The organism is Propioniciclava sp., assembly GCF_047602245.1.
In the GTDB taxonomy this organism is placed as follows: domain Bacteria; phylum Actinomycetota; class Actinomycetes; order Propionibacteriales; family Propionibacteriaceae; genus Propioniciclava.
In genome coordinates this window covers 1891111-1916641 of record NZ_JASGHT010000001.1, presented here as the reverse complement: position 1 = coordinate 1916641, position 25531 = coordinate 1891111, and the positions used below count along the sequence as shown (strand labels likewise).

Sequence of the window (25531 nt, the reverse complement as noted above, 5' to 3'; positions counted from 1 at the left end):
GCCGGGTGGTCAGGTCAGCGTCGCGACCAGGACTGCCTTGATGGTGTGTAGCCGATTCTCGGCCTGCTCGAACACCAGGGACGCCTCCGACTCGAATACCTCATCGGACACCTCCAGTTCCCGCAGGCCGGTCAGGTCGTGGACCAGCTGGGCGGTCGAGGTGTCGAGGTTGTGGAAGGCCGGCAGACAGTGCATGAACTTGGCCCCCGGCGCGGCCATCGCCATCACCTCAGCGGTCACCCGGTAGGGCGCCAGGACGCGGCAGCGCTCGGCCCACACGCCGCGCGGCTCGCCCATCGACACCCAGACGTCGGTGTGCACGAAGTCGACGCCGGCGACCCCGGCCTCGATGTCGTCGGTGACGGTGATCCGCGCGCCGGTCTCGGCGGCGATCACGCGGGCGGCGTCCAGCAGCGCCCATTCGGGTGCGAACGCGGGTGGGGTGACGAGGCGAACGTCCATGCCCATCATCGCGGCCATGGTGAGCAGCGAGTTGCCCATGTTGAACCGGGCATCACCCAGGTAGGCGAACGAGATGTCGCAGGGGCGGCGTCCGGAGGCCTCAACCATGGTGAACGCGTCGCACAGCGACTGGGTGGGGTGCCATTCGTCGGTGAGCCCGTTCCAGACGGGCACGTCGGCGTGAGCCGCCAGCTGCTCGACGGTCTCCTGCTTGTCGCCGCGGAACTCGATGCCGTCGTACATCCGCGCCAGCACGCGCGCGGTGTCGGCGGCCGACTCCTTCGATCCGATGTGGGACGCCGACGGGTCGAGGTAGGTGGTGCGCGCACCCTGGTGAGCGGCGGCCACCTCGAAGGCGGCACGAGTGCGGGTCGAGCTCTTCTCGAAGATCAGCGCGAGGTTGAGACCTTCCAGGCGTCGCTCCTCGCGGCCTTCGCGGCGAGCGGCCTTCAGCTCGCCCGCGAGGTCGACCAACCCGGCCCACTCGTCGGGGGTGAAGTCCACCTCTTTGAGGAAGTCCCGTCCGGTCAGATCTGCCACGATCAGCGCCTTTCTGCGACCCGGCCCCGGCCGCCCGAGCGAGGGGCGAACGCGGGTTGCCCCGGGGACGCCATTGTGCCCCACATGGAAGGATGGACGCCGTGATCCTACGTATCCTGGTCAATGCGCTCGCGCTGGCGGTCGCCACCTGGCTGTTGCCGGGCATCCGCCTCAGCTACGAGGGTGAGCCCGGTGGCGCCGCGCTCACCATGCTGATCGTCGCGGCGATCTTCGGCGTGGTGAACGCCGTGATCCGCCCGCTGTTCATCTTCGTGACCTCGCCGCTGCTGTTGATCACGCTGGGCTTCTTCCTGCTGGTGGTCAATGCCGCCCTGCTGATGCTGACCTCGTGGGTGTGCACCCAATTCGGCGTTCCCTGGCATGTGGACGACTTCTGGGACGCCTTCTGGGGCGCGTTGATGGTCTCCATCGTGAGCTTCGTTCTCAACTCGTTCGTCCGCCCCCGCGGCCAGGTGCATTCCTGATGCGCGCCGTCGAGGTCGTGTTCGTCTGCTGGGGCAATATCTGCCGCTCCCCGATGGCCGAGCGGGTGGCCCAAGGCTGGGCCGAGCGCGAGGGCCTGGAGGGCGTCCGGTTCACCTCGGCGGGCGTGAGCGCCGAGGAGTCGGGCAACCCGATCGATCCGCGCGCCCGGAGGGTGCTCAGCGCACACGGCTATGACGTGGGCGGGCATCGTGCGCACCGGATCACCGCAGCAGAGATCGAGCGCGCCGATCTGGTCATCGGCTTGGAGCGGTTGCACGTCGACCGGATGCGCCGGCTGGCGCCGGGGGCGTCCGGTTTGTGCCTGTTGACCGACTTCGATCCGGACGCCGAACCCGGCTCGGGAATCGACGATCCTTGGTACGGAGACGCCGCCGGATTCTCCGGCACGCTGGCCTCGATCGAGGCCGCGATGCCCGGAGTCCTCGAACGTGTGCGCCGGTTGCAAGGCCGCTAGGGGTAATCCCGTTAGGATGGCGGCATGCACATCCTTGTAGTCGACGACGACCAGGCCGTCCGGGATTCGCTGAAGCGGTCGCTCCAGTACAGCGGCTACGAGGTTGCGGGCGCCGGCGACGGTGTCGAAGCGCTCGCGCACCTGTCCTCGCACAAGGCCGACGCGGTGATCATGGACGTGATGATGCCCCGGTTGGACGGCCTCGAGACGACGCGCATGCTGCGCGCCCAAGGCAATGATGTGCCGATCCTGATCCTGACCGCCCGCGACGCGGTGGGCGACCGGGTCGATGGCCTGGACGCCGGCGCCGACGACTACATGGCCAAGCCGTTCGCGCTCGATGAGCTGATGGCACGGCTGCGGGCGCTCACCCGGCGGTCGGGCCGCGATCCCGAGGACGCCTCCGCGCCGGAGAACCAGGTGCTCACCTTCGCCGATCTGCGCGTGGATCTGGCCACCCGCGAGGTGACCCGGGCCGGCCAGCGGATCTCGCTGACCCGCACCGAGTTCGCCCTGCTGCAGACCTTCATGGAGAACCCGCGCCGCGTCCTGGAGCGGTCGTGGCTGCTGAACGAGGTGTGGGGCTTCGAGTTCCCCACCACGGCGAATTCGCTCGAGGTCTACATCGGTTACCTGCGCCGTAAGACCGAAGGCGGCGGCGGTTCGCGGCTGATCCACACCGTGCGTGGCATCGGCTACGTGCTGCGCGAGTCGGCCCCGTGAGCTGGCTGCGTACTTTCTTCTCCGCGGCTCACCGGCCGCTGCAGGATCGGCTGGCGATCCTCATCGCCGCTGCCGTCACGGCCGCCGTCGCCACGACGGGCGTGGCTGCGTATGCCCTCACCCTGCTGACCGTCTACGACCAGCTCGACAACGAGCTGGTCGAGGTGGCTTCCATCATGTCGGGCGCGCTGGCCTCCGACCTGGAGAACATGGGCGGCATCGATGATTCGGTGTGGCAGGCGGCGAACGTGATGGTCACGGTGGTCCGCGCCGACGGGGGGGAACTGCCTCAGCCCGACCGGCAGACCACACAGCTGATCTGGGACCATGACGAGCTGGCCATCGCGCGGACGTCCTTCGGCTGGTCCTCGCGCACCGGCATCGACTCGGCGGGCGATGCCGTCCGCATCGTCGCGGTGCCGCTGGTCGACAACAACACCTATTACGCGCTGGTGCTGGGGCGTCCGCTCACCCCGACGCTGGCGATCCTGCAGACGACCGGGTTGTCGCTGTTGGTCTTCGGAGGCGTGGGCGCCCTGCTCGCGGGCGCTACCGGGTATGCGATCGCCCGCTCCGGGATGAGCCCGATCCGCAAACTGGCCGATGCGGTGGAATCGATCACCGAGACGAACAAGCTGACCCCCATCGAGGTCACCGGTGATGACGAGGTGGCCAACCTGAGCCGGTCGTTCAACCAGATGCTGTCGGCGCTGGAGAGCTCGCGTGAGCGGCAGAAACGCCTGATCGCGGACGCCGGCCACGAGTTGCGGACGCCGTTGACCTCGATGCGCACCAACGTGGAGCTGCTGGTCGCCGACGAGCGCCAGGGCATGCTGCCCGAGGGTGCCCGGTCGGAGATCCTGCGCGACGTGGCCGCGCAGCTGGGCGAGTTCACCCAGCTGGTCGGCGACCTGGTGCAGTTGAGCCGCGACGAGACGGTGCAGCCGGCGCCCGAGCCGGTCGACCTGCGCGACGTGATCGAGTCGGCGCTGGCGCGGGTGAAGCGCCGCGGCCCGGGCCTGGTGTGGGACGTCCATCTGGAGCCGCTGTACCTGATGGGCGAACCGGACGCCCTCGAGCGGGCCATCACGAACCTGCTCGACAATGCGGTCAAATTCTCCCCCCCAGGCGGGACGGTGACCGTGAGCCTGGTCGGCGACCGGTTCCGGGTGGCCGATCAGGGGCCCGGCATCGCCGAGGACGACCTGCCGCACGTATTCGAACGGTTCTACCGTTCCGAGGACGCCCGGACGACGCCCGGCTCAGGTCTGGGCCTGTCGATCGTCGCGCAGACGATCCAGGCGCACGGCGGATGGGTGAAGGCCGGCCATGCCCCCGAGGGCGGCGCGGAGTTCATCGCGCGGCTGCCCGGCTCCCCCACCCCGCCCGAGGACGAGCTGGACATCGAGGACGAGGACGTCGGCCCGTTCGTGGACTGAGCAGGGGGATCAGTGTCCACCCACCGATTGTGTGAACAACCCTGTGGATAGCGTTTCTGAGGAAACTAGGCGCTGGTTGCCGCGTGAATCATCCATTCCTGATTATCTCGACGTGAAGCTACACGGGGTTCTGCACCGGGTTATCCACATCCCAGTCCACAGCTGGGGAGAACTTACACGCGTGTGATTCACACCCGCCGAGCGGACGCGTGCCCCGCATCGACGACGCCCGTCAGTGTCGAATCGTGGTGCGTCTACACACCACAACTCGACACTGATGACGCTTCCGGGCAGCCAGATGCGCATCCCCAGTGACCGAGACTCGCGTCCTGGAGCTCAGGCGCGCAGTGCGGTGGCGGGCGACACCTGTGAGGCGCCGACGGCGGGCACCAGTCCTCCGAGGAATCCGATCACCCCGCCGAGGAACGGCACCAGCAGCACCCCGGTGGTGGACACCACGACCGGCCACCCATGGACCAGGGCGACCGCGATCACGGTGAGACACCCCAGCGAGGAGCCGAGCAGCCCGCCGATGAATCCGATCGCGGACGCCTCCAAGCTGAACAGGGCGAACACGCCGCCGGCCGAGTAGCCGACCGCGCGCCGCAGGCCGATCTCACCACGTCGTTCCAGGACGCTCACCGACATCGTGTTGCCGATCGACAGCACACCCACCGCGAGCGAGATGCCCGCCATCACGCCGTAGAGCACCGAGAGATCTGCCACGACTCCTCGCCGCAGCGCGTCGGGACTCGGCGGCACCGACACCGTCCACTGCCCGACGCTCTGCGGCGCGACGACCTGGCGGGCGATCTCTCCGACGGACGCCGCCCAGTTGGGCCGGGTACGCACGACGATGTCGGCCACAGCGCAGTCGTCCCCCCAGTGCTGCTGCATGGCCGCCAACGGCAGGACGACCTGGTTCAGCATGATCGGCAGACGGGGCACATCGTCCACGATGCCGCTGACGCTCACGTTGCGTCCGTCGACGCGCAGAGACGCCCCGTGCTGCGGCGAACCGAGGGCGAGACGGCGCGCCACTGAGGTGCCGACAAGGGCCACCAGCCGGTCGTCGAGCATGGACACACCGCCGGCGTCCGTCCCCGCGGCGATGCGCGGCTCGAGGACGCCGACCGCGCCGGGGCTGACGCCGACGACTTCGAGCGACACCGGTTCGCCGCCCCAGGCGTCCGACACCTCCCGGAACCCGAGATGGCAGACCCATGCCACTCCTTCGACACCGTCGACGGCACGGAGCCGATCGAGGTCGGCCGCCCTCACCTGCGCGGCAGCGGCCCCGGGCGCCGACAGCAGTACTTGCGTCGCGGCGTAGCGGTCGAACTGGCGCACGACGTTCTCGCTCATACTGCCGGTCACGCCCGAGATCGCGACGAGCGAACCCAGCCCGAGCAGGACTCCTGCCGTCGTGAGCAGGGTGCGCATCCCGCGGCTGAACAGGCTCAGCGCGGCGTCCGCGATCAGGTCGAACAGCGTCGGCATCAGCCCTCCGGTGCGTCGTCGCGGGCGTGGCCGTCCGTCACCTGCAGCACCCGCTGGCCCCAGCCGGCCCAGCGCGGATCGTGTGTGACGAGAACCACCGTGGTTCCCTGCTCGTTCAGCTGGGTGAGCAGGTCCATCACCGAGGCGCTGGCGGCGCTGTCGAGGTTGCCGGTCGGTTCGTCACACAGCAGAATCCCCGGATCTCCGGTGAGGGCGCGCGCCACGGCGACCCGCTGTTTCTCGCCTCCCGACAGATGTTTGGCCAGGGCGTCCGCGCGCGAGGTGAGACCGACGCGCTCGATCAGCGCCTCGCAACGCCGGGCGCGCTGCCGCCGGTCGACGCGTTGCACGGCCATCGGCAGCGTGACGTTCTCGCGCACGGTGCGGTCGGGAACGAGATGGAATGACTGAAAGACGAACCCAAACTCCCGAGCCCGCAAGGCGGCCATCTCGCGGTCGCCGAGCGAGCCGCCGTCCTCGCCGGAGCCGAACACGGTCCGTCCGCGGCACCACAGCGCACCCGAGGTCGGGCGTTCGAGAAGCCCGAGAACGTTCAGCAAGGTGCTCTTGCCCGAGCCGGATGGCCCGATCACCACCCAGCGTTCGCCGGTGCGGATGTCGAGCGTCACGTCGCGCAGCGCGGTGAACGCCGGCGGCCCTGGGTAGGCCACGCCCACCCCTCGCGCGCTCAGAAGAACCTCGCCCTCCATGTCAGCCCACCACCCAGACGGTGTCGCCCTCCCGTAACCCATCGGGGCTCCCGGGCGTGACCTGTGCGTAGCCATCCACGACCAGGCCGACCTGCACGGGTACCGTCGCGCGGTTTCCGTCCCGCATCACGGTGACGGACGCCGACGAGCCCCCACCCTGCAGGCAGGAGACCGGCACCGCCAGCACCCGGCCGTGAGTGGACGCGATCGTCACCCGGCCACGCAGCGACGTGCCGTCGGCCAGCGCCGTCTCGTCACCGATCAGCGACACCCGCGCTTGGGCGCTGCTTCCGCTTCCCTCGCTCGCTTCACCCGCTGCGGGGGTTTCCTCGGAGTGCTCGAAAGTGCCGGTGACGCCGGAGTCGCCGAATGCCACCGCCGCCCCCTGAACCAGTTCCCCGATCCGGGGCGTCGTGCAGGACGCATAGGGCTGCCCGGTGTAGTAGGACGCCAAGTCGGCGTCCAGGGTGGTGCCGACGCTGGGAAGCGGGCGGGTGAGTGTCACCGGGCTGTCCGGAACCATCAGCAATTCGGTGGGACGCGCGATGGTCGCGCCGGCGTCCGGCGTTGCCGGAGCGGTATGACCCAGCCCGCGGTACAACCCGGCCAGGGAACTGCTGGTGGCCGCATCGAATGTGCCCGTGACCGGGATGTCGCGCCGGACGCGGTTGAGCGCGCGTTGCAGCATCTTCACGTCGTCGCCCTGATCGCCCATGGTGAGCGGACGGTAGAGCGGATAGGGCCCGACCAGCAGGATCAACGGACGCCCGGCGACCTCAAGCAGGATGGTCCCCTCGTCCGCGACCGTTCCTTCGAGAGGACGCCTGGTGACGATCGCAGCGCTGCCCTCGGGCGGCGCGGGCGGTTCGATCCGCCGGGAATCACGGTGAACGACACATTCGACGGACGCCGTGTCGCTGAGTTCCAGCGCCCGGACAACGGTCGTGGGCGGCGGCTGGGTCGGCTGGACCTCCGGTGTGGCATTGGCGCCCCCCAGCGCCAGCCCGGCCCCGATGCCCAGACCGCCGACCGCCAGCACGCTGACCGGCCACAGCCAGCGAGCGCGCCGCCCGGGGACGCCATCGCTCACGTCAGCTTTCCGTCCAGCACGTCACGGACGCGCTGGTAGCGGGCATCCATGAGTTCCTTCCACTCGGTGACCAGACCCGGATTCGCTGAGGCGTAGCGGCGCTCGGCGGTAGCCACCGCAGCCTCGGCGGTAGCGACATACCCGGTCTCGTTCTTGCAGTCCAGGTCCGCGATGGCGTCCTTCCACGAGCGCAGCGTCACCCCGGGAGTACGCGCATTAACCACGTCCGTGGGAACGTCGTACGCGAACCCCTTGCCTCGCATGCACTGCGACCACTTCGCGGCCGCGTCCCGCACCTCCGCCGAGTTCGCCGCCTCATTCCCCGCCCGGGCCAGTCCGTTGTGGATGCGGGCGACCAGTACCCGATCTGCCTTGTAGGAGTCGATCCCACCCGACAGTGTGATGAACGCCTCGGCCTGGCACCCGTCGGTCTGGACGCTGCTGACCACCACACCGTCGATGACGATGTCTTGGCGTTCCTCTCGCCCATTCAGCGCCTCCAACCCGGCCCTGGACAAGGGTGGCCCGTCGTGGGGCTCCGGGCCATCCCCGGACCCGCCGGGGCCTTCCTCCAGGCTGGTGTACCCGAGGAACCCGAGCGATGCCTCCGTGTGAGCCACCGCGACCGAGGTGGTCGTCTTCCGGCGGTAGTCGAAGCCGGCTTTCTTCATGCACGCGTTCACGAGCATGTCGATCGCCTGGTTGCCGAGTTCGTCGGAACGGGCTGCATAGTCGAGAGCGTCCGTCAGTGGACGGCCCTGCGCGGCGTCCGGCTCGTTGCTGCCGCTGCCACATCCCGTGAGCAGCACCACACAGACGCCGGCGGCGATCAGCCAGATGGGCGCGCGTCGGGCACGCGATGGGCTCGGATTCATGCACGCCACTCTCGCGCGACTGCGCTCGCACGCGCCTGACAGCAAGCCCCCGAACAAGGTCGGGATAACCCCCGGAACCGGCGGAATGCCAACCCCACACGGGTCACCGACGCCCGTCAATGTCGAGTTGTGGTGCGTCTATTCACCACAACTCGACACTGGTCGCCTTTTCCGGACGTCAGTGGGCGTCCCGCGCCGCCGCGATCGCCGCCCGGACGCGCTCGACTCCCTGGGCGAGAGTGACGGCGTTGGTGTCGACCACGATGTCCGCGCCGATCTTCGCCCGCTCTGCCGCCCATCGCTGGTAGACGCGACTGAGGAAGCGGTGTTCCTTCGAGATGCCGCGGGTCGGATCCGCTTGAGCCCGCGCGAAGGCGACCTCGAAAGGGCAGGTGGTGACGACCGTGACGGTCACGGAGCCCGGGGGCGCCTGGTCGAGCAACCTCGCCACCTCGTCGTGCGATCCCGAGCCCTCGGCGATGACGCAGGTCAGCTCCGCGTGGGCCCACAGGCCGGTGACTGATTCGAAGATGTGGTGAGCCGTCTCCCATCCGGGAAGGGTCGGCAGCGCCATCGCCGCGATCTGGTCGAGTTCGACGAGCGCGACCCGCTCGCCGTCCTCACGCAGCGTCGCGCTGAGGGACGCCGCCAGCGTGCTCTTGCCGGACGCCTGCGGCCCGGCGACCACGACGAGCGCCAGCGGAGTTGAAGCATCCATCGCCCCAGTCTGCCGCCGCGCCTGCGCGGCCGCACATCCACGTCCCCGTCGGATGACGCCGATCAATGTCGAGTTGTGGTGAATAGACGCACCACAACTCGACATTGATCGGCCCGGATGTCAGCGGCCGACAGCGCCCACGGACGCCAGCCGCGCGGCCAACTCTTCCAGCACGTGTACGTAGGTCTTGCCGGTGGCTCGGGTCATGCCGAGTTCGCAGGTGCGGTTCAGGGACAGGTAGAGGTCGGCGTCCAGCGCCTTCGCCTCACGGGCCTCCTCGCGGGTGGCGGTCGCGGTGAGTTCCTCGTGCAGCAGGCCGCGGTCGCCGGCGAAGGCGCAGCACCGCCAGCCGTCCGGCACGATGACTTCGTCGGCGACCAGCCCGGCCAAGAACAGCAGGTGGTCGTTGACGCCCATCAGTGTCGAGGAGCAGGTCGGGTGCACCACGGCGCGCCCAGCCCGCGGCAGTTCGGGCAGCCGCGGGGCGACGTTCTCAGCGACCCATGGGGTGGCGTCCATCACCCGGACGCCGCCGACGCGGCGGTTCTTCAGCGCCACCTCGATCCCCTCGGAGCAGGACACGTTGTCGCAGACCAGCGGCAGCCGTCCCTGCTCGGTGGATTCCAGGATCCAGGCGACCAGCTTGTCGGTCATCGTGTCGTAGCCCGGGGCGAGGCCCTTCGACTTCCACGGCGTCCCGCAGCACAGGGCCTGGACGCCCTCGGGCGTCCGCAACGACAACCCTGCCGCGGCGGCGAGTTGGCGCACCGCGCCCGCGACTCCGGTACCGCAGGCATGCCCGGTGCCGAACATGGTGCCCACGCAGGCGGGCAGGAAGATGGCGTCCGCACGGTTGGCCGCCTGCGGCGTCCGGAGCGGGCCACCACCGGGCAACTCCTCAGACAGGGTCGGCACCACGTCGGTGCCCACCACCCGGCGGGCCGCGCCGAGCGCCCCGCGCACCACGGTATTGGGCACCTTGTCGACGGTGCTCATTCCCAGGCTGGCGACGCGGAGCACCGCGCCCCAATGTTGGGCGGCCACCTTCCAGCCGGCGTCCAGCACCGCGGATTGGCGCTCACGCCGCAGGTCGCGGATCAGGTCGCCGGTGTTGATCTGCACCGGGCAGGCGGTCGAGCACATGCCGTCGACGGCGCAGGTCTGCACGACGTCGTAGCTCTCCTGCTCGTACAGCGCCGTCGCGAGCTTCTCATCGCCGGTGGCCTCGGCGTCCGCGATCGCCCGCTGCACCACGATGCGCTGCCGCGGGGTGGTGGTCAGGTGCTGGCTGGGGCAGACCGGCTCGCAGTAGCCGCATTCGACGCAGTCGTCGATCACCGGGCGCACCGGCGAGGTCGCCTTGATGTTCTTCAGGTGCAGGGCCGGATCCTCGGTGAGCACCGCGCCCGGGTTGAGAATGCGGTCGGGATCGCAGGCGTCCTTGACCGCCCACATCGCCGCGTACAACTCGTCGCCGTACTGGCGGCGGACGAACGGAGCCATGATCCGGCCGGTGCCGTGCTCGGCCTTGAGGGTGCCCTGCGCGCCGAGCACCAGGCTGACCATGTCTTCGGTGAACTCCTCGTAGCGCCGCAAGGACGCCGGGCCGGCGAAGTCCTCGGTGACCAGGAAGTGGATGTTGCCGTCCTTGGCGTGCCCGAAGATCACCGCGTCGGCGTAATGGTGCTTGTCGAACAGGCCGTGCAGTTCGGTGCACACCCCGCCGAGGGACTCCATCGGCACCGCGACGTCCTCCAACAGCGCGGCCGTCCCCTGGGGCCGGTTGCGCGCCACCTTCGTGTACAGGCCCTTGCGCATCACCCACATCCGGCCGCGGCGGGCGGCGTCCTGGGTGAGTTCGGGGGACGCCTCCAGGCCGGTCAGCCCGGCGAACGCCGTCTCGCCGGCGGCCAGGCGCGCGGCGAAACCGTCGCCATCGTCGGCGGAGTACTCCACGAGCAGGGACGCCTGCTGCCGCGGCTGGAAGCCGGCCGGCAGGACGTCGGCCGCGTCGGCTCCCATCGCCCGGATGGACGCCGCGTCGATCAGCTCCACCACGTCGGCGCCCGAGTAGACCAGGTGCGGCAGCGCCGTGGTGGCCGAGGCCAGCGAGTCGAACAGCAGCAGGCCGGTGGCGGTGCGCGCGGGCACCTTGACCGTGCGGAAGACCGCCTCGGCGACGAAGCCGAGCGTGCCCTCCGAACCGATCATCAGGTGTTCGAGGATCTTCACCGGGGTGTCGTGGTCGAGGAACGAGTTGAGGCCGTAGCCCATCGTGTTCTTGATCGCGTAGCGGCGGCGCAGGTCATCGGCGACCGCCTCACGGCGCAGTTCGTCGCGCAGCCGTTCCAGCACCTCGACCAGCGCCGGTTCAGAGGCTCGCAGGTCGGCGTCCGCGGTGGGTGATGCGGTGTCGACCACGGTGCCGCTGGGCAGCACGATCGTCATCGACTCGAGGGTGTTGTAGGCGTTCTTGGTGGTGCCACAGGTCATGCCCGAGGAGTTGTTCGCCACCATCCCGCCGATGGTGCAGGCGATCTCGGAGGCCGGATCGGGCCCCAGCTTGGTCTTGTGCCGGGCCAGGGCGGCGTTCACCTGGCGGATCGTCGCCCCGGGTTGGACGCGGACGCGCGCGCCGGCGTCCAGCACCTCGATGTGGCGAAAGTTGCGCCGGACGTCGACGGTCAGCCCGAGCGACATCACCTGGCCGGACAGGCTGCTGCCGCCCGAGCGCAGCGTCAGCGGCCAGCCCGTCTGCCGGGCGACCGTCATCGCGACGGCGACGTCCTGGGCGGTGCGGGCGCGCATGATCGCGTCCGGCGTCCGCAGGTAGTGGGACGCGTCGATCGCCAGGGCGATCCGGTCCAGTTCGCGGGTGCTGACCGCGTCATCGCCCAGCGCCGCCCGCAGCGCGCTCACCGCCGCGGTGTTGACGGGTTCGAGGAATGCGCGTGAGACCGACACCGACATGAGTCACCTTCCACCATCGCTGAATGGTCCGACCCTCGTCACGATAACCACGCCGCGACCGGTTGGGGGCCGATCGCGCCACCGAATTAGCGCACCTTTGCCTCCACAAAAGACCTTGTCATCCGAGTGCTGCCGCCGCTGCCCGGCGTCCGAGCCGGTAGCGGGCGAGGACGCGGCAGGCGTCCGGCTCCCACCAGGTCAGCAGCAGCTCCTCGGCACGACAGGACGCCGGGAGCAGCCCCGCCACCGACGCCCGGGTGCCCTGTTCGGTGACGCCCCAGCCGATCCGGTCCAGGGTCAGGTGCGGCACCGGATCGAACCAGCCCCAATACGGGACGACCTCGGGCACGGCGCGGCGGGCGGCGTCGGTGAGCGCGCGAAAGCCGTCCTCGGGCGAGGGCGGCAGGTAGATCACGCCGTTGGGGAACGAGCGCACGCACGTCAGCGCGTAGTCGAAGGGCTCGACCGCGGAGGCCACGGCCGCGGCCTGCGCGAAGCCGTCGGGTGGGAAGGGGGCCAGAACCGTGATGTGGGCGTGCGCGAAGCGCGGATCGCGGGAGACGTAGGTCGCGTCCTGCTCGGCCGTCCGGGCCCGCACCCACCCCTCCAACTCGGGGACGCCGACCAGCAGCACCGCGTGTCCGCTCATGAGGGACATCGTGCCCGACATGCCGCCCGGCGCGGCGGCGTCCGGGAATACACGAGCGCCGCGACCCCCAAGGGGCCGCGGCGCTCCAGCGCTGTTTGCGTCTGCGCGTCAGACGGGGACGATGTTCGTCGCCTGCATACCCTTGGGGCCGCGCTCGGTCTCGAACTCAACCTTGTCGCCCTCGTTCAGCGAACGGAAGCCCCGCGAGTTGATCGCGGAGTAGTGGGCGAAGACGTCGGCAGAGCCGTCGTCGGGAGAGATGAAGCCGTAGCCCTTCTCGGCGCTGAACCACTTGACGGTTCCGGTGGCCATGTTTCCTGCTTTCCTGATGTGATGCTCACCCCCCAGGACTGGGAGGCTCGGGTGACGCTCGAACTTCTTCCCGACAGGTGCCGCAAGAACTACCAACCTCAACCGCCTACGACCCTACACGCCTCGGGGCCGGGAACCGGCGTCGCGATGTCCCTCCGGACACCGAAACTGAAGATCGATAAACAATCGTCATCTTCGTCTGGCGTCGAAGCGGCATTCAGAGCACAATGCGTTACAGGGTAGGAGCCGGGCATTGTGTGCCTGGTTGGTTGTAAGGGGATCTATGTCAGACGTGCTGGGCACCGCCACGCCCAACAGACGGTACCGGCGCGCGGTCGGCGCCATCGCGGCGAGCGCGTGCGTGTTCTTGTCCGCGGGCTTCGCCGGCTCACCCACGCTCACCGCGTCAGCGATCGGCAGGACGCCTGTGCGTCCGGTCGCCGCGCCGGCCTCACCGGTGTCCACGGCGGAGTTGCTGTGGGCCCAAGGCCGCACGTCCGGGCCCTCGCTCGATACGGCGATGGCCGAAGAGCTCCCCGAGTTGCCCGAACTTCCCGAACTGCCGGCGCTCGACGAGGACGAAGCCGTGGTTGATCCGGCCACCGAGGCCAGTGCGCTCGCCGCCACCACCCGCTACGTGGCTCCGGTGCCTGGCCCGATCACCTCGCGTTTCGGCCCGCGGTTCCACCCGATCCTTCACTACGTCCGCAACCACAATGGCGTCGACATGACCGCCCCGTGCGGCACTCCGGTCGTCGCCATGACCGACGGCCGCGTCACCCGCGCCGGACGCGCGGGTGGCTACGGGAATCTCGTCGAACTGGACCACGGCACCGTCGATGAGGACCGGATGTCCAGCCGGTACGCGCACCTGTCGGTGATCGGCGTTCAGGTCGGGCAGCGGGTCGTCAAGGGGCAGCAGATCGGGCTCTCGGGAACGACCGGATTGTCCACAGGCTGCCATCTGCACTTCGAGGTGCTCATCAACGGCTCCTACGTCGATCCGGCGGCCGTCCTCTCAGGCGCGCCGTACACGCGCCTAGACATTCCGATGACGCCGGTCACCACGCCGGCCGATCTGACGCCGTCGGCGTCCGCACCGACACCCAGCACCACGCCCACTCCTGGCGCCACGCCGTCCCCGACGCCCGGTGGCACACCCACGCCGGCACCGACACCCGGGGGGACCCCGGCCCCGACCCCGGGCAGCACGCCGACGCCCACGCCGGGCGGAACACCGAAGCCCACCCCCGGCGCCACGCCGACACCGACCCCGGAGCCGACTCCCGAACCGTCGGCCAGCCCGGAGCCGAGCGCCACCGCGCCGGCGCCCAAGCCCACGCCGACTCCGTCCGCCACGGCCCCCGCGCCCGAGAAGACGCCCGGCCCTGAGCCCACCTCGACCCCGGCACCCACGCCGTCGGCCACGCCCAAACCGTCGGCGACGCCCAAGACGTCGGTGAAACCGGGCCGTCCGACACCTCCGGCCGCTTCACCGGCGGCCACGCCCAGCACGGCTGCGCAGGAGTCGGCGCCGGTGCAGACGGATGCCGCAGGCACAGCCGGCTCCTAGGTCCATCACCTAGGATGCGGTCATGCCTGAGACACGCAAGCATCGCGTGACACCACGCGACGAACTGGACCGAGCACTGTTCGCCGCCCTCGGCGAACCGCTGCAACCGCTCACCCCAGGTTCACTGGCGCCACCGGAGACCTTCTCCGACGACGTGGCCGAGGACGCCCCGAGCCAGAAGCCGGCCGAGAGCATCGTGCACACCACGCCGATCGTGGCCCGCGGTACCGCGTTGGGCGGCTTCACCTTCGGCGGACACTCGCGCTGACCGCGCCGCCGAGCCGACGGCCCACCGAGCAGGACGCCCGCCGAGCACGGCCCGCATACTCAGGACAGCCACTCAGCACACCGGAACGCAGTAACGCCGGTCACCCCAGACAGGGTGACCGGCGTTACTGCGTGTGGGTCGCGTCAGGCGGCGACGACCTTCACCGGCAGGTGCGCGGTGACGGCGTCGGTCAGCTTCACGCCGACCTTGTGCTCGCCCACGGTCTTGATCGGCTTGGCGATCTTGACGGCGCGCTTGTCGACGGCAGGACCGCCGGCCTTCTTGATCGCGGCGGCGATGTCGGCGGCCTTGACGGCGCCGAACAGCTTGCCCTCGCCGGCCGAACGGGCGGCCAGCTCGACGGACAGGCCCTCGAGCTGCGCGCGCAGCGCGACGGCGTGCTCGTTGTCGCGGACCGTACGGGCGTCCCGAGCGCGGGTGATGCCCTGGATCTGCTTCTCGGCGCCACGCGTCCAACGGATCGCGTAGCCACGGGGCAGCAGGTAGTTACGGCCGTAGCCGTCCTTGACCTCGACGATGTCACCGGCAATGCCGAGGTGGTCGACAGCAGCAGTCAGAATGAGCTTCATCGTGGTGTCTTCCTTTCTCAGCGAGCGGTGGACGCGTAGGGCAGCAGGGCAACCTCGCGCGCGTTCTTGATCGCGATGGCGACCTTGCGCTGCTCCTGCACGGACAGGCCGGTCACACGACGGGCGCGGATCTTCCCGCGCTCGGAGATGAACTTCCGCAGGGTCGCGGTGTCCTTGTAGTCGATGTGACCGATCTTGATGGACTTCGCCGGAGCGATCTTCTTCTTGTTCACAGGCTTGCGCTGTGGAGCCATTGTGGTGCTCTCTTCCTCGACAGAGCCCGGCATACGCCGGAATGACATGGGGATCAGGTGGTGCGATCAGGCACCGGGGACGATCAGAACGGCGGTTCGTCGCTCTGGGCGCTCGCCCACGGATCGTTGACCGGCTGCTGCGGCTGCTGCTGCGGACGTCCGCCGCCGTAGCCGCCGCCACCACCATGGCCCTGGTTGGACGACCAGTTGTCGCCGCCCCCGGAGCCGCCCTGGCTGTAGCCACCGCCGCCGCCACCACCGCTGGAGCGGGTGACCTTGGCGGACGCGTAGCGCAGGGAGGGACCGATCTCGTCGACCTCAATCTCGAACACCGTGCGGCGTTCGCCCTCGCGGGTCTCGTAGCTGCGGCTCTTCAGCCGGCCCTGAACGATGACGCGCATACCCTTCTGCAGGGTTTCGGCCACGTTCTCGGCGGCCTGGCGCCACACCGAGCAGTTGATGAACATGGCATCCCCGTCGCGCCATTCGCCGGTCGCCCGGTCGAAGTTGCGCGGGGTGGAGGCGACCGTGAAGTTGGCCACCGGGGCCCCGGAGGGGGTGAAGCGAAGTTCGGGGTCAGCCGTCAGGTTGCCCACGAGCGTGATGATGGTTTCGCCGGCCATGTGAGATTCTCCGATTTCGGACGTGTCTGGTGAGTCGCCTACCAGCCTGCCAGCCCCGTCCGACATTTTCGCCGAAGGGGGAAACGGGCGGTACGCGCTCGGCGTCAGTGGTGCAGGTCGGGGCGGATGACCTTCGTCCGCATGATCTGCTCGTTCAGCGTGTACTGGCGGTCGAGTTCCTTCACGACGGCCGGCTCGGCGGTCACGTTCAGGACGGCGTAGATGCCCTCGGACTTCTTCTGGATGTCGTAGGCCAGACGGCGGCGACCCCAGTGATCGATGTTCTCGACCGTGCCTCCGGCGGCCTTGAAGGCCTCCAGCGGCTTCTCCACGACACCGGCGACCTGACGATCGTCGACGTCGGGGCTCACGATCACCATGATTTCGTAGCTGCGCATGTGTGTAACCCCACCTCCTCTGGTCTTGACGGCCACGGGAATCTCCCGGGGCAGGAGGGTTCATGCAAGGTGAGCGCCCGGGTGGGCACTCAGATGGTCAACCTTACCGGACGCCGCCCGGCCCGGCCGAATCAGCGCGGCGATGTCACGGTCGAGCGAGGCCCGCTCGGCCAGCACCCGGGCCACCAGGCCCTCGGCGCGCTCGATCGAGCCGAGCAGCGCGATGATGGCGCCCTTCTCGTTGGCCGGCACCTCGGCCGAATCGATCACGCCCCAGCGGACCGCCTCGAAGGCGGCCAACTGGGAGCCGTCGCGCTCCACATGCGGCTGCGGCGTCTCGGGGCCTTCCAACAGGTGCAGGGTCGACTCGAGGCGTCCGAGCGCGGTCTCGACGAACGCGTTGCCGGCGTCGCTGTAGCGCTCGCGCTTGACCCGGCGGGCGATCTGGTTGAGCGTCTCGGCGAGCGATCCGGTGAAGTCGACCTCTTCGATCATGCTGGCGACCAGGTTCATCTGGTCGCGGTCCAGATCGTTGCGGAACAGGTGCGCGGAGTACTCGCGGATCTCGCGGGCCAGCGCGTCCACGGCCGCATAGTGCTCGCCGGGATCCTTGGGCACGTCCGGCTTGCCGCGAGCGATGTCGAGGAAGACAGCCGCGCCGTGCATCAGCCGCGCCGATTCGGCCTGCATCAGCGGCACCGCGCGTCCGTAATCGGCCAGCGCAGCACGGTCGAGGTAGCGGGGCTGGGTGTAGTCCTCCAGGTCCTCCTCGCTGGTGTGGCCGATGCGCAGCAGGAAGCGCTCCATCTGGTTCACGAACGGGAACATGATGACCACGTTGAAGATATTGAAGAAGATCGAGAACAGCCCGACCGCGACCGGCACCAGCGGGAAGGTCTCCTGGCCGTCGGTGATGACCGGGACACCGGGGTCGCCACCGAAGAAGCCCATCACCCAAGTGAGCACCGTGATCGCCGGGAAGAACAGGGCCAGCACCACGCTGACGCCGACCGCGTTGAACATGATGTGCGCGTACGCGGTGCGCTTGGCGTTCTTCGACAGGTTCAGCGAGGCGATCCACGAGGTGATGGTGGTACCCAGGTCGGCGCCGATCGCGAAGGCGATCGCGGTCTGCCAGTCGAGAACACCGGACGCCCCCAGGCCCATCACGATGCCGATGGTCGCCGACGAGGAGTGGATGAGCGCGGTGACCAGGGCGGCGATCAGCGCGCAGGTGAGGACGCCGACGATGGTCGAGGAGTCCAAGCCGGAGATCAGGTCCATCACCTGCGGCATATTGCGCAGCGGCTTGAGGCCGCCGGTGAGCAGGTTGAGGCCGTAGAAGATCAGCGAGAAGCCCATGGACGCCAGCGCGATGCTCTTGGTCTTGTCGGACTTCGCGAAGCAGTACATGGTCGCGAAGACGCCGGCGCACAGCAGCCCGATCGGGCCCAGCGGCAGTGCGATCAAGCCGTTGCCGAGGGTGGTGCCGATATTGGCGCCCATGATGACGCCGATGGCGCCGCGCAGGCTCAGCACACTCGCGTTGACCAGGCCAACCGTCATCACCGTCATCGCGGTCGACGACTGGATGACGCCGGTGATGATCGTGCCGGCGAAGACACCGCGCAGCGGGGTACCGGCCATCTTGCTCAGCAGATCGCGCATCTTGTTCGCCGACAGCGACTGGATGCCCTTCTCCATGAACTCCAGCCCCAGCAGGAAGATGCCGAGGCCGCCGACGACGGGGACGATGACGTCCTTGAACAGATCCACATCCATGAGTGAGGTCCTTGCTTCGTGCGGCGCGGCCGCGGGTTGGTCAGGAGGCGGCGGGGTAGCCGAAGGTCGTCTGCCAGGTGGCGGTCACCGCGCGGGCGGCGTCCTCGGGCAGCGGCAGGTAGCCGAGGTCGCGGGCGGAGGCGTCCGCCTCGCTCAGCAGTGAGCCGAGGAAGCTCAGCACCTGATGGGCGCGCGAGGTGTTCTCGGCGCGCAGCAGCGCGTAGATGGCGACCGTCATCGGGTAGGCCTCCGGGGCGTCGGCGGCGATGATCGGCTCGGCGTAGCCGCCGTCGCCCGACCAGTCGGCGCCGGCGACGGCCGCCGTCATCGCCGCGGGGGTGGCGGTGACGAATGCACCGGACGCGTTCCCCACCGCGACCGGGGCGAGTCCGGCCCGGGCTGCCTGGCCGTGGTCGACGTAGCCCAGCGCGCCGGGGTGGGCGCGGAGTTCGGCCAGGACGCCGCCGGACCGTTCGGCGCCGCGGCCCACGGCGTCCGGCCAGCCGACCAGCGCGCCCGCGCCGGGCCCGGACGCCCACGCCTGGCTGGTGGCGGACAGCCAGCCGGTGAAGCCGAACGTCGAACCGGAGCCGTCGGTGCGGTGCACCGGGACGATCGGCTGCCCGGGCAGGTCAAGCCCAGGATTGAGCGCCCGGATGCGGGCGTCGTCCCAGCGCGCGATCTCGCCCAGATAGATGGCCGCGACCGTGTCGCCGTCGAGCCGCAGCTGCGCGCCGGCGGGCAGGTCGAGGGTGTGCACGAGCGCCACGGCGCCGACGGCGAGGGGGAACTGCGCCAGGCCGTCCTCGGCGAGGGTCCGCTCCGACAGGGGGTAGTCGGAGACGGCGAAGTCGACCGCGCCGGCCCGCAGCCGCATCAGGCCGCCCAGCGAGCCGACCGCCTCGTAGTCGATGCCGCCGCCATCGACCGCCGGGTCGCCACCGGAGGGGCGTCCGGGATCATCGGCGGACGCCGCGGCGCGGAAGTCGGCGGCCGCGCGCTCGATCAGCGGCTGGGCGAGCGTCGAACCGCTGCCGGTCAGCGCGCTCTGCGGACGCCCGGTGAGCGCGATCGCGAGCGCGACACCGGCCAGGACGACCGCGACGATCAGCGGGACGACCAGGTTGCGGCGGCGCGCCTCGGGGGTGCGCAGCACGGGCACGCCATCATCGGTGGGACCGAACACCAGACCTCCTCGGGAACGGCACGGGGCGGCCGTCGCGGAGATTCTGTCCGGCCCATCCCCACCAACCGGTGACCCCTGAGTGGACGGGAAGTGAACTCTTCTGGTCGGGACGCCCACGCCCGCCCGGCGACGGTTCCGGCACCGTCCGAAGACCTCCGAGCCGGGCGCGACCTCTCTTCTCGGCGAGAGGAGGCGTACCGACGCCGAGCGGGGCAGGATGGTGCCAACGACGCAAGAGGGGGCAGGCATGGGCATCGTGGAGTCGGTCCTGGTGGGCCTGGTCGGTGTCATCACGACGGTCTTGTGGGTGTGGGCGCTCGTGGTGACCGCCCGGCGCGTCCTCGGCGCCCCGACCGGGCTGCTGCGCACCGCGCTGATCATGGGCGGCGTCCTGGTGGTGTCGGCTCCGGTGCTGCTGGCGGTGGCGCGCCAGGCGAACGTGCTGGGGCCGGACGGGATCATCGTCGACGAGGGCGCCGCGGTGATCGTCACCCTGGCCGCCTTCGGGCTCACCTTCGGCATCGCGCTCACCCTGCTGGTCATTTCCGAACTGGTGCTGCCTTCGCGCCGCGACGTGGTCGGCTTCCGCTCCCCGTTCGCGCTGGGCGCCACCGTGCGCCAAGGGGTCCGCTCGCTGCGGATCAGCACGATCTTCGCCCGCCACGGCGCCGGCCGGATGGTGCTCACCGCGCTCGGCAGCGCGAGCGAGGCCGAACGGCGCCGGACGGCGGTCAACCTCAAGCTGGCCCTGGAGGACTGCGGCGCCACCTTCGTGAAATTCGGGCAGATGCTGTCCACGCGTCCCGAACTGCTGCCGGCCGAACTGATCGACGAGCTGGCCAGCCTGCACGCCGACGTCGCCCCCGAACCGTACGCACGCCTGCAGCGGGTGCTGGCCGAGGACGCCGACCCTCGCGCGTTCGCGTCCTTCGACGAGAAGCCGTTGGCCGCGGCGTCCGTCGGGCAGGTGCATCCGGCCGTCCTCACCGACGGCACCGAAGTCGTGGTCAAGGTGCAGCGCCCGGACGCCCGCCGCCAGGTCAGCGACGACATCGCCGTGCTGACCCGGCTGTCGCACCAGTTGGCCAAGGCGAGCGCCTGGGCGCGCGGGTTCGGCCTCGGCGCCCTGGTGGACGGCTTCTCGGCGTCCCTGTTCGAAGAGCTCGACTACCGGATCGAGGCCGGCAACGCGCTGGCGATCGCGGCCCGGCCGTCGGCGGCCAGCGCGGGCACGATCGTGATCCCGAAGGTGTACACCGAGCTGTCCAGCGCGCGGGTGCTGGTGCAGGAACGCATCTACGGCGTCCCCGTCTCGTCGGCGTCCGGACAGCTCGCCGCACTCGGCGACGAGCGGCGCGCCCAACTGGCGGACGCCCTGCTCGGCGAGGTGCTGCACCAGGTGCTCGACACCGGGCTGTTCCACGCCGACATCCACCCCGGCAACGTGTTGATCACCGACGACCGGCGCCTCGCCCTGCTCGACTTCGGGTCGGTCGGACGCCTCGACTCCGGCTCCCGCTCGGCGATCACCATGCTGTTGTTCACGTTGCGGTCGGGGGACGCCGCGCAGGCGACCGCCACACTGTACGACCTGCTCGGGCGTCCGGACGGCGTCGACGACCGCACCATCGAACGCCAACTCGGCGCCTTGCTGCTGCGGGTGCAATCCTCGACCGGCGACACCTCGGGGCTGTACTCGGCGCTCACCCAATTCGCGTTCGGCAACGGGTTCAGCATTCCGCCCCAGGTCGCCGCGGTGTTCCGGACCCTGTCGGGCCTGGAGGGCACGCTGGCCCTGATCAGCCCCGGATTCAACCTGCTGTCGGCCGCCGAGACCGCCGGGCGCGGCCTGATCGCCGCCAAGCTGACCCGCGAGAACCTCACCGACGAACTCACCAACCGGCTCGTCCCCCTGCTGCCCACCCTGGAACAGCTCCCCCGCCGCATCGACCGGCTGCTCAGCACCGTCGAAGAAGGACGCCTCGAGGTCGGCCTGCGCCCGTTCGCGGCTCCCGCCGACCGGGCCTTCATCGCCGGCCTGGTCAACCAAGGGTTGATCACGGTGCTGGCCGCGACGAGCATCGTGTCCGGCGTCCTGCTGCTGATCAACGGCCCCGGCCCGATCCTGACCGCCAATATCGGCCTGTTCCCGACCCTGGGCAGCACGTTGCTGTTCATCGGGCTGATGCTGTCGTTGCGGGTGCTCGCCCAGATCTTCGTCCGGCGCCCGGAGTAGCGCGGCTCGCTCGCCGGGGATGCCGCGAACTCTAAGCCAACTTTAAATAGGCACTTTCATTTAGAGTTACGCTGGTGTCGTGAAGATCCCCGCCTCACCACCGCCACTCTCCCTCGATGTGTTCGAGGGTGCGATGGACCGCTGGCTCGACGCGGCATTGCGGGTGAACGCCTCCGAGGATCCCTACCTCCCCTGGGAGAGATTCCGGTTTCACACCCCTCCCCACGGCCTCACCCCCACCCAATGGTGGGTCGCCACCGCGCTCCAGCGGAAGGGCCAGCGCCGCAAACTTCCACTGACTGATCTCAACGGAGACTCGTTCAGCTACGCGCTTCCGGACGAGGTGCTGCGACTTGCCACACAGGTCGCAGCCAAAGCGGGCGGCAAGATCGGCATGGCGGAACCCGTCACGAACCCCGCGACACGCGAGACCTACGTCGTGCGCTCACTCATGGAAGAGTCGATCACCTCGAGCCAACTCGAAGGCGCGGCCACCACTCGACGTGTCGCCAAGGAGATGCTCCGCACCGGCCGCGAACCGCGCGACAAGAGCGAGCAGATGATCTGGAACAACTACCAGGCCATGCAGTTCGTCCTCAGCCATCAGGGGGAGCCCATCACGCCCGGACTCGTCCGGGAACTCCACAGCATCGTGACGTTCAACACCCTGGACGACCCGGCTAACGCCGGCCGCCTTCAAGACTCCGGCGATGCCCGCGTCTATGTCGCGACGCCAGACGGCGACACCCTGCACACACCGCCACCCGTCGATGAACTACCGAGCCGCCTGCAAGCCCTGTGTGCCTTCGCCAACGCCACAGATGGGGGCGGCCCGTGGCTGCACCCCATCCTGCGCGCCATAGCGATCCACTTCATGATCGGTCACGACCACTACTTCGTGGACGGCAACGGCCGCCTCGCACGCGCCGTCTTCTACTGGAGCATGCTCAACCAGGGCCTGTGGCTGAGCGAGTTCATCACCATCTCCACGATCATCAAGCGCGCACCCGTGCAATACGCGCATGCCTATCTCAACACCGAGTACGAGTCGGACCTCACCTACTTCTTCATCTACCACCTCAGGGTGCTCGACCGGGCGTTCGATGAGTTGAACGACTACCTTGAGGCCAAGGTCCGCCAGCAGCAGACGGTGCGCTCACTCCTGAGCGAACGCCATACGGAGTTCAACCATCGCCAGCTGGCGGTTGTGGACCGGGCGCTGTCCGACCCGGCCGCGGAGTTCACGGTAGCCTCGCACGCCAACACTCATCATGTGACGGGAGTCACCGCCCGCGCTGACCTGCTCGCCCTCGCTGAGGCCGGCATCCTGACACGCCATAAGCGAGGCAAAGCATTTGTCTGGCGCCCGGCACCCCACGCACACGCGACACTGGGGGTCGGCGCAGCCACCAACTCTTAAATGAAAGCCCTCATTTAAAGTTGGCTTAGAGTTGCGTTGCTCAGAGGCCTCGGGGCGCCGCCGAGTCCCAGGGGGCCAGCCGCGGGATCGCCGGGCTCGGCCCGCGTGGAACCATGGTGAGGTGACCAGCACCTTCTACGAACGCGTCGGCGGGGCCGAGACGTTCCGCACACTCGTCGACCGGTTCTACGCCGGCGTCGCCGAAGATCCCCCGCTGCGACAGATGCACCCCGAGGAAGACCTCGGCCCGGCGGCCGACCGGCTGCGGATGTTCCTGGAGCAGTACTGGGGCGGCCCGAAGACCTACGGCGAAACCCGCGGGCACCCGCGCCTGCGCATCCGGCACGCGCCTTTCGCGGTCACCCCACGCCAGGCCGAGCGCTGGCTGCACCACATGATGGCCGCCGTCGACTCCCTCGAACTCCCCGAGGCCGAGGACGCCGAACTCCGCGAGTACCTCAACCGCGCCGCCTGGTTCATGGTGAACGCCACCGACGAGTAGCCCCCACGGCCCCTGGCCCTTGCATCACGGCATCACGTTGACCCACGCGCACGAACCAGATGCTCACATTTGGGCAGTAGAGCGGGGTCCCGGCGCCCACCGGTGCCACGCGACGCAGCCTGAAGGGCAGAGTCCAGTTCTTCCGGCCTCGCATGTGCGGTCTGGTGCTGCATTACATACCTGGGAAGGTATGAATTGCGACACCAGACCGCACAAGCCGGTCGTTCAGGTGACCGGGTTCAGTCAGGACTGCTGACGTAGGTCGTCGAAATCATCTCTTCGAGAGCCGCACGGTCACCCGGACTAACCGGTTCTCGATCAAAGACGAGAACCAACGGATCATACTGCTCGGCCTGATCCACCAGCGACTCAGCGAAAGACCGGGCATCTTCGATCGAACGAAACTTATACAACGTGTGATAGGTGCCACGTACAGCCTGAACACAAGCAGGAGGCGGCCCACACAGTTCCGCGGTTGCATCACGAGCCTTGAGAAGGGAGGAACCGTCGAAGTCAGGACGCGTGTAGTCCAGCAAATCAATTTGCGAGCGCATCCAAGCATCACTGCATCCGGCGAGCATCGTGACGATCGCCACGACACCCACTGCAACCACCTTCATCACCAGTTGCATCCGTGGCCCACCATATTGCCAAGCCAATCGGGTTTCGAGGGACGCCAAGTCTCCAAATCCCAGTGGAGTCCAGCCTTCCAGACATTATAACCACCCACCACGTGACAAGCGTACTGCTGTTCCATAGTCGCAGGTGGGGATTGGCCAAGCATGCGTTGCTTCCATTCATTCCAACCATGCCAGCGCACCATCCGGTTACCGTAAACCACACCGATAGCAGGCGCCGGAAGAGGCGTTGCGACTCCCGTGTAGACCGCCCAACCCCACGGAGTCAAAGCCGCCGTATACTTATATCCTCTTTCGCGCGTGTGCCACGCCCTCCTGAAGCCATCGAAGAGCCATATGCCGAACCACGGGTCAGCAACCACCGGGTACGACACCGCGGCCGAGTGCTCAACGACCTGAGTCAGCGTCGCGCCGTCCAACTCATAGTGCGTGGGGACGCTACGGCCCTGGGCGTCCTTGGCCCACGCAGGAGCAACCGCACTCAGGAACTCCCCGGCCGCGTTCGTGATGATCACGATTCCGCCTTCCAGCGTGGCTTTTCCGCCCGTGGGAAGCTGCAGGTCGTAGGAGTACCGCTGCGGGGCGGAGGCGGTCTCAATGACGGTGTTGATCTGAAGGCTCCCGTCATTGCGGAGGATGGGCACCGTCGTCGCACCACTGTCGGTGAAACTGACGATCGCTGGCGTTACCTGTTCGCCCCGCGTGGAGATCGCCCGCCGCGGCTTCACGCCGACCGTCCCTGAAGGCCTCGTGAGCGTATAGCCGTCGCTCGGATCTGCGGAGACCGCGGTGGTCGCACCCTCGTGGGTCACCGCGCTCCCATTCTTGCCTCGCTGGACTCGGTCAGCGGAAGCCGCGTTGTCGACCAACGAAGAATCAACGGCATTGATGGCACGGAGGGCCTTCTTGGCGCGAGCCGATGTGGTGACGGCGACTTTTGCGCTCCCGATGCTCTCAGCGGAAGGCGCAGCCCAAGATGGCGTGACGGACGTCACCGTGATGATGGCAACGGTCACCGCCAACAGCCTGACGGGTCTTTTCATGAGTGGGGGTGTCCTCTCCATGGTCCGGCAGAGATTTCTCTGCCTTCTTGTGACCACACACTAGAAGCC

At 68.8% G+C, this 25531-nt stretch carries 26 protein-coding genes; 9 read left to right on the top strand and 17 right to left on the bottom strand.

Features of this window, described 5'->3' with window-relative positions; genetic code table 11:
- Positions 1 to 9: 9 nt before the first annotated feature.
- Positions 10 to 1005 (bottom strand): ornithine carbamoyltransferase, encoded by a 996-nt coding sequence (argF, locus tag QM708_RS09125; RefSeq protein WP_415111362.1) that lies wholly within the window; start codon positions 1003 to 1005, stop codon positions 10 to 12.
- 98 nt (positions 1006 to 1103) lie between these two features.
- On the opposite strand from argF, the gene QM708_RS09120 reads away from it, so the two are divergent.
- Genes QM708_RS09120 through QM708_RS09105 form a run of 4 tightly spaced genes read left to right on the top strand, consistent with a single transcriptional unit; the run spans position 1104 to position 4125 of the window.
- Complete coding sequence (locus QM708_RS09120) at positions 1104 to 1487, top strand: phage holin family protein (protein WP_415107127.1); 384 nt, start codon at positions 1104 to 1106, stop codon at positions 1485 to 1487.
- On the top strand, positions 1487 to 1963 hold the full coding sequence (locus QM708_RS09115) for a low molecular weight protein-tyrosine-phosphatase (protein WP_415107124.1): 477 nt from the start codon (positions 1487 to 1489) through the stop codon (positions 1961 to 1963). Before QM708_RS09120 ends, QM708_RS09115 begins: the two co-directional genes overlap by 1 nt.
- A 24-nt stretch (positions 1964 to 1987) precedes the next feature.
- Entirely contained in the window at positions 1988 to 2686 is a 699-nt protein-coding gene (locus QM708_RS09110; RefSeq protein ID WP_415107121.1) for a response regulator transcription factor, read from the top strand.
- Complete coding sequence (locus QM708_RS09105; protein WP_415107118.1) at positions 2683 to 4125, top strand: ATP-binding protein; 1443 nt, start codon at positions 2683 to 2685, stop codon at positions 4123 to 4125. The genes QM708_RS09110 and QM708_RS09105 overlap by 4 nt, the downstream gene beginning before the upstream one ends.
- 336 nt (positions 4126 to 4461) lie before the next feature.
- On the opposite strand, the gene QM708_RS09100 is transcribed toward QM708_RS09105, so the two are convergent.
- The 8 genes from QM708_RS09100 to QM708_RS09065 form a co-directional block, all read right to left on the bottom strand.
- Positions 4462 to 5625 (bottom strand): ABC transporter permease, encoded by a 1164-nt coding sequence (locus QM708_RS09100; protein WP_415107115.1) that lies wholly within the window; start codon positions 5623 to 5625, stop codon positions 4462 to 4464.
- The gene (locus QM708_RS09095) at positions 5625 to 6296 is read right to left on the bottom strand and encodes an ABC transporter ATP-binding protein (protein WP_415107113.1); all 672 of its coding nucleotides are present in this window, start codon (positions 6294 to 6296) and stop codon (positions 5625 to 5627) included. Before QM708_RS09095 ends, QM708_RS09100 begins: the two co-directional genes overlap by 1 nt.
- Positions 6297 to 6336: 40 nt before the next feature.
- Entirely contained in the window at positions 6337 to 7425 is a 1089-nt protein-coding gene (locus QM708_RS09090) for a hypothetical protein (protein ID WP_415107110.1), read from the bottom strand.
- Positions 7422 to 8300: a hypothetical protein gene (locus QM708_RS09085; RefSeq protein WP_415107107.1), complete on the bottom strand. Its 879-nt coding sequence runs from the start codon at positions 8298 to 8300 to the stop codon at positions 7422 to 7424. Before QM708_RS09085 ends, QM708_RS09090 begins: the two co-directional genes overlap by 4 nt.
- 178 nt (positions 8301 to 8478) lie before the next feature.
- Positions 8479 to 9018 carry an AAA family ATPase gene (locus QM708_RS09080; RefSeq protein ID WP_415107104.1) on the bottom strand — a complete coding sequence of 180 codons (540 nt, stop codon included), beginning with the start codon at positions 9016 to 9018 and terminating at the stop codon, positions 8479 to 8481.
- Positions 9019 to 9138: 120 nt separating this feature from the next.
- Positions 9139 to 11988 (bottom strand): FAD-binding and (Fe-S)-binding domain-containing protein, encoded by a 2850-nt coding sequence (locus QM708_RS09075; RefSeq protein WP_415107101.1) that lies wholly within the window; start codon positions 11986 to 11988, stop codon positions 9139 to 9141.
- Between the two features lie 118 nt (positions 11989 to 12106).
- Positions 12107 to 12637 carry a 2'-5' RNA ligase family protein gene (locus QM708_RS09070; RefSeq protein WP_415107098.1) on the bottom strand — a complete coding sequence of 177 codons (531 nt, stop codon included), beginning with the start codon at positions 12635 to 12637 and terminating at the stop codon, positions 12107 to 12109.
- Between the two features lie 108 nt (positions 12638 to 12745).
- The gene (locus QM708_RS09065) at positions 12746 to 12949 is read right to left on the bottom strand and encodes a cold-shock protein (protein WP_415107095.1); all 204 of its coding nucleotides are present in this window, start codon (positions 12947 to 12949) and stop codon (positions 12746 to 12748) included.
- A gap of 283 nt (positions 12950 to 13232) precedes the next feature.
- On the opposite strand from QM708_RS09065, the gene QM708_RS09060 reads away from it, so the two are divergent.
- Positions 13233 to 14522: a peptidoglycan DD-metalloendopeptidase family protein gene (locus tag QM708_RS09060; protein WP_415107092.1), complete on the top strand. Its 1290-nt coding sequence runs from the start codon at positions 13233 to 13235 to the stop codon at positions 14520 to 14522.
- Positions 14523 to 14544: 22 nt separating this feature from the next.
- Positions 14545 to 14790 (top strand): hypothetical protein, encoded by a 246-nt coding sequence (locus tag QM708_RS09055; protein ID WP_415107090.1) that lies wholly within the window; start codon positions 14545 to 14547, stop codon positions 14788 to 14790.
- Positions 14791 to 14933: 143 nt separating this feature from the next.
- Here QM708_RS09055 and rplI read toward each other — a convergent pair whose 3' ends face one another.
- The 6 genes from rplI to pstS all read right to left on the bottom strand — a co-directional run bounded on the left by rplI (position 14934) and on the right by pstS (position 19623).
- Positions 14934 to 15380 carry a 50S ribosomal protein L9 gene (rplI, locus tag QM708_RS09050; RefSeq protein WP_415107087.1) on the bottom strand — a complete coding sequence of 149 codons (447 nt, stop codon included), beginning with the start codon at positions 15378 to 15380 and terminating at the stop codon, positions 14934 to 14936.
- Between the two features lie 17 nt (positions 15381 to 15397).
- The gene (gene rpsR / locus QM708_RS09045; RefSeq protein ID WP_182817969.1) at positions 15398 to 15634 is read right to left on the bottom strand and encodes a 30S ribosomal protein S18; all 237 of its coding nucleotides are present in this window, start codon (positions 15632 to 15634) and stop codon (positions 15398 to 15400) included.
- 83 nt (positions 15635 to 15717) lie between these two features.
- Positions 15718 to 16257, bottom strand: coding sequence for a single-stranded DNA-binding protein (locus tag QM708_RS09040; RefSeq protein WP_415107083.1), 540 nt, complete (start codon positions 16255 to 16257; stop codon positions 15718 to 15720).
- Between the two features lie 104 nt (positions 16258 to 16361).
- Positions 16362 to 16655: a 30S ribosomal protein S6 gene (gene rpsF, locus QM708_RS09035; RefSeq protein WP_415107080.1), complete on the bottom strand. Its 294-nt coding sequence runs from the start codon at positions 16653 to 16655 to the stop codon at positions 16362 to 16364.
- Between the two features lie 60 nt (positions 16656 to 16715).
- Entirely contained in the window at positions 16716 to 18437 is a 1722-nt protein-coding gene (locus QM708_RS09030; protein ID WP_415107077.1) for a Na/Pi cotransporter family protein, read from the bottom strand.
- Positions 18438 to 18477: 40 nt separating this feature from the next.
- A complete protein-coding gene (gene pstS / locus QM708_RS09025) occupies positions 18478 to 19623 on the bottom strand; it encodes a phosphate ABC transporter substrate-binding protein PstS (protein ID WP_415107075.1) in 1146 nt (381 codons plus the stop codon).
- A gap of 247 nt (positions 19624 to 19870) precedes the next feature.
- On the opposite strand from pstS, the gene QM708_RS09020 reads away from it, so the two are divergent.
- The 3 genes from QM708_RS09020 (at position 19871) to QM708_RS09010 (ending at position 23781) form a co-directional block, all read left to right on the top strand.
- Positions 19871 to 21859, top strand: a complete 1989-nt coding sequence (locus QM708_RS09020; RefSeq protein ID WP_415107072.1) for an ABC1 kinase family protein — start codon at positions 19871 to 19873, stop codon at positions 21857 to 21859.
- A gap of 79 nt (positions 21860 to 21938) precedes the next feature.
- The gene (locus QM708_RS09015; protein WP_415107069.1) at positions 21939 to 23279 is read left to right on the top strand and encodes a Fic family protein; all 1341 of its coding nucleotides are present in this window, start codon (positions 21939 to 21941) and stop codon (positions 23277 to 23279) included.
- Between the two features lie 121 nt (positions 23280 to 23400).
- Complete coding sequence (locus tag QM708_RS09010; protein ID WP_415107067.1) at positions 23401 to 23781, top strand: globin; 381 nt, start codon at positions 23401 to 23403, stop codon at positions 23779 to 23781.
- 239 nt (positions 23782 to 24020) lie between these two features.
- Here QM708_RS09010 and QM708_RS09005 read toward each other — a convergent pair whose 3' ends face one another.
- Entirely contained in the window at positions 24021 to 24413 is a 393-nt protein-coding gene (locus QM708_RS09005) for a hypothetical protein (protein ID WP_415107064.1), read from the bottom strand.
- A complete protein-coding gene (locus tag QM708_RS09000; protein ID WP_415107061.1) occupies positions 24401 to 25435 on the bottom strand; it encodes a hypothetical protein in 1035 nt (344 codons plus the stop codon). The genes QM708_RS09005 and QM708_RS09000 overlap by 13 nt, the downstream gene beginning before the upstream one ends.
- Positions 25436 to 25531: the final 96 nt, after the last annotated feature.